This window comes from Mucilaginibacter sp. P4_G9 (genome assembly GCF_056400985.1).
Genome location: NZ_JBFUKF010000467.1, coordinates 1 through 3,684, shown reverse-complemented (window position 1 = coordinate 3,684; position 3,684 = coordinate 1). Strand labels below are relative to the sequence as shown.

Annotated in this window: 3 protein-coding genes; 2 read left to right on the top strand and 1 reads right to left on the bottom strand. The window is 38.7% G+C overall.

Going from position 1 to position 3,684, the window contains the following annotated elements; translation table 11 throughout:
• The first annotated feature begins 762 nt into the window (after positions 1 to 762).
• Together AC1DPZ_RS23855 and AC1DPZ_RS23850 are read left to right on the top strand one after the other, a co-directional pair.
• Positions 763 to 1,653 carry a helix-turn-helix domain-containing protein gene (locus tag AC1DPZ_RS23855; RefSeq protein WP_477408168.1) on the top strand — a complete coding sequence of 297 codons (891 nt, stop codon included), beginning with the start codon at positions 763 to 765 and terminating at the stop codon, positions 1,651 to 1,653.
• A gap of 98 nt (positions 1,654 to 1,751) precedes the next feature.
• On the top strand, positions 1,752 to 2,366 hold the full coding sequence (locus AC1DPZ_RS23850; RefSeq protein ID WP_477408166.1) for a YdeI/OmpD-associated family protein: 615 nt from the start codon (positions 1,752 to 1,754) through the stop codon (positions 2,364 to 2,366).
• Between the two features lie 176 nt (positions 2,367 to 2,542).
• On the opposite strand, the gene AC1DPZ_RS23845 is transcribed toward AC1DPZ_RS23850, so the two are convergent.
• A complete protein-coding gene (locus tag AC1DPZ_RS23845; RefSeq protein ID WP_477408164.1) occupies positions 2,543 to 2,971 on the bottom strand; it encodes a hypothetical protein in 429 nt (142 codons plus the stop codon).
• Positions 2,972 to 3,684: the final 713 nt, after the last annotated feature.

Sequence of the window (3,684 nt, the reverse complement as noted above, 5' to 3'; positions counted from 1 at the left end):
GGAGTAAACGTAGGTGATAACCAGACTAAATTACTGCAAAAGATAGAAGAATTGACACTTTACCTGATTGAGAAGGACAAGCAGCTAAAGGAACAAGGCGAGAAGCTGGCAGGCCAGGAACGGCGTATAGCCAAGCTTGAACGTAAGCGAAGGACAAAGGCTTTTCATAACTAATAAGTGCGAAAAGCATTTTTGAATTGAACTTGAATTTTGGTTTATAATTTACCCCCATTAGCGCAAGTTTTGTGTGCCGGAAATGCGGCGGATGACATTTGATTTCCCCCCTTAGTGCAAGTTTTGTGTGCGGAAATGCGCCCAGATGACTTGTGATTGTCGATCTTTTGGAATGTCTCCAACTTCGAACCAATATGTAAGTAGTCTACTGACTACTTGTGCTGTGCACTACTTTTGCTATACACAAGGGTTTTGCAAACTACAGGCATAGTAGTTCGAGTCGGGGAGACATTCGAACAGCGGAACACTTCGGAGAGCCGGGTCGGCCAGCGTAGCGTAGCCGGGGTGAGTTGTAGCCAGCGTTCAACGCCAATGTTTGTATAAAACCGAACATGTAATGGGTAGTACGAAGCAATCTCCGGACTGTGCATGGTGGCTATGCTTGGCGTATACTTAGCATGAGTACCACAAGGGTGGACCCTTGCAGTAGCAGTGGTTCCAGACGGCGAATTTTTGGTATCAGTAGGTGAAGAGATTTTCTTTTTCTATTTTAGGATCAACCCTTATGTGATGTATTTTATGGAGAAAATGAAAATTACTCTTTCTTATTACACAGAAATTAACGATTTCCTGGCCTCTATTCCATGGCCGGGACGAACAACTGATCCAGACTTTTACTGTTTGAGGTTAAAGCCACTCGATCAGGACCTGCAGATATACAGGCCACCTTTTAAACGTTCATTTTATTTTTTTGCCCTGCTATTCAATTCCGGTAAAATCGAAGTTAACTATGGCGATCAGACCATTCGTGATCCTGATTCCTATCTCGTCTTTCATTCGCCCAATCTTGTGTATAGCTTTGCTCATAACAATGCACTGGAGGGTTATGTGATTTATTTTAAGCCGAAATGCTTCTCATTCTTCAAACCAGACTTTCACCAGCAATTTCCCCTATTTGATGTGTTACATACCAACCTGTTTAAGTTTGACCACGCCGCATTTAAACAGTTAGCACCACATTTCGAAGCTGTATTTGCTGCCTATGAAGGGTCGGCCAAAGCACAACATATTGAAGCAAGGTTAAAGTTGCTCGGTTTGCTCTACTACCTGGAAGACTTTGCGTTGGAAAAGAAAAAGGATATTCCAATGGCTACAGCGCAGCAAATCCTGTTGCGTAAATTTATTCAGTTAATTGATAACCATTATATCAATAAGCGCACCGTGCAGGAATACGCAGATCTGCTTTCGGTTACCGCTAATTATCTCTCCCAATCTGTCAAACATGTTTCGGGCAAAAATGCACTTACTTTTATTGCTGAACGCCTGGCCAGCGAAGCCAGGTCGCTTATTCAATACACCGATTTTGCGGTAGCCCAGATTGCCTATCAACTCAACTTTTCAGACCCTGCTAATTTTGGCAAATTCTTCAAAAAGCATGTAGGCTTGTCGCCTTCGGAGTTCCGGAAACAACGCAAGTAATTAAATTGACCTGTTTATCCAAGTTTTCGACCAAATCTTCTGCACCTGTTTAAGTTTTTTTGTTCCGATAATCGTAAACGCTTAAAAAATTAAATGTTATGAACTACAATTCAGCTGTGGATGCTTACATAGTTAACTCGGAAGATTTTGCAAAACCGATTCTTGAGCACTGGCGCCTACTTATTCATGAAAATTGCCCGGATGCCGAAGAAACGATAAAATGGAGCCTGCCTCATTTTGAATATAACGGCGATAATATGTGCGTAGTAGCATCCTATAAAAATCATTGCTCTTTCACGTTCCTGAAGGCCGAACTGATGACCGACCCGCGTTTGAAGGTAAACAAGGACTTAAAACCGATCCAAAGATTTTTAGGAAAGATCAGCAAAATAAGCGACCTCCCACCGGACGATGAATTTATAGTGATGCTTAAAGAAGCCATACAGTTAAACGAAAAAGGCATCAAGATAAAAAGGAACAAGCCGGAATCTGATAAACCCAAGGTACTTGAAACGCCCGATTATCTGCTGGTCGCATTAGTATCTAACCCCAAAGCAAAAGAAGTTTTTGAAAGCAAATCCAACTCTTTCCGTAAGGAATATATTGTTTGGATTACCGACGCCAAAACCGACGATACACGACAAAAAAGAATAAAAGAAGCCTTAGAATGGATAGCCGAGGGAAAAGGCAGGTTTTGGAAACACCAAAAATAGGCATCCTAAAATACCATACTACCTGGCCTCAAAACTATTTGGGAATAAAAAACAAGAACCAGACTGATCATTCAATGTTTTTATTTCCTGTATTGACTTTGATTATTGCGGGAATCCCACCTTAACGCAAGTCTTGTGTGCCGGAAATGAGGACTGCTGACTTGTGTCTCAAATGATTAAGAGTTTACTAAATCATAATAATCTTTTCTAAATATAATTATAGCTTCCGGCAAAGAGTTTTCATCCTCTGGATCATCCGAAGCATTACCACCAATGCCGAACTTATTTGAAGTAAAATCATTATAACCATTTTCGAGATCTGGGTCAAGATTTGAAAAAACAACAACAAGCTCACTGTAAGTCATCGTTAAAAGATCCAAGCTATTAAACACAGGATTGGACTTAAAAAATTCGAACGCATTTACATTATCATTTGTATTATAATAAACAAATAATTCAAGGGCCGGAAAATAGTCATAATACTCTTTTATCGAATCAAACTCTTTAATTCCTTCCTCAAATTTTTGATTTAATTTACCCCTTATTTGTTCTTTGGTATCATTAAAATAAAGATTACCAACTCTTATAAATGGCTCCACTAACATAGTATCTATTAATTCGTTTTTTGTTCTTTTAGTTTAGGTAGGATATTTTTTTTCAACTATGATGATTTGTGACTTTCTACCGAACACCCATCTTGACAGACTAATTCAAATAACGCCATTCTGTTCACTGCATACTATTCGTTATAGAGTCATTTTTTTTATTTATCCTAATGAAAATCCAATCTTTAAAAAATATTAAGACCAAAATGGTTGAAGCACTATTCAGGGATAAGGCATCGGCGATTTCATTTCGATTGTAAACAACGTTGTTAAGACAGATCATAACCATAGTAGCGAGAAATAAACAAAACGCATCCAAAGCCAATAGATATAGTATCTTATATTCTTTAAGCATGCTTTTCCGAATGATTCTGTAGTCAGCCCAGTAACATACTATTGAAAAAAACAACAAACCGTTAAACACGTATTGTGACACCGATGCCGGGGTTACGTACCGGTGGATTGATAACGATTCCACCAAAGCCTGTTGTACGGGAAAATACGAACGGTCAACGATTATGTAAAAAAGAATGAAAACTGTGATATGAAATCCATATCGAAGCAAGGTCATCACTAAAAAATTATTTTTCAAGCTGTCCATAATTAAATTTAGGTAGCTGGCTATCTGTGGGTATTGTGATAGGTTATGCAGTTTTTGTGTTCAAATTTTACATTTTGTTTTACTGTATCATTAATTTGTTCAACCCTAATAG

Coding starts and splice junctions, on each gene's coding strand:
- AC1DPZ_RS23855 (WP_477408168.1), top strand. CDS start 763: ATGAAAATTACTCTTTCTTATTACACAGAAATTAACGATTTCCTGGCC.
- AC1DPZ_RS23850 (WP_477408166.1), top strand. CDS start 1,752: ATGAACTACAATTCAGCTGTGGATGCTTACATAGTTAACTCGGAAGAT.
- AC1DPZ_RS23845 (WP_477408164.1), bottom strand. CDS start 2,971: ATGTTAGTGGAGCCATTTATAAGAGTTGGTAATCTTTATTTTAATGAT.